A 283-nucleotide genomic window follows, 5' to 3' on the forward strand; every position below is an offset into this window, starting at 1 on the left:
AAGGCGACCATCACCGCCAGCACCACCCACACGTACTTGTTGCGCAGGTCGCCCCACAGCAGCACCGACGCCAGCACGGTGATCAGGGTCAGCGCGCCCCCCATGGTCGGGGTGCCGGCCTTGGAGAAATGCGTCTTGGGGCCGTCGTCGCGGATCGGCTGGCCGCCCTTGTACTGGGCCAGGCGCCGGATCACCGCCGGCCCCCACCACAGCGACAGCGCCAGCGCGGTGAGCGAGGCGAGGATGCCGCGGAAAGTGAGGTAGTTGAACAGGCCGAAGAAAT

The 283-nt window shown here is 68.2% G+C and carries 1 pseudogene; it reads right to left on the minus strand.

Annotated features, from left to right (window positions below):
* A pseudogene (locus tag MD536_RS21600) lies at positions 1–283 on the minus strand (hypothetical protein); the annotation flags it as partial.

Source organism: Flavihumibacter cheonanensis (assembly GCF_022352215.1).
In the GTDB taxonomy this organism is placed as follows: domain Bacteria; phylum Bacteroidota; class Bacteroidia; order Chitinophagales; family Chitinophagaceae; genus Flavihumibacter; species Flavihumibacter cheonanensis.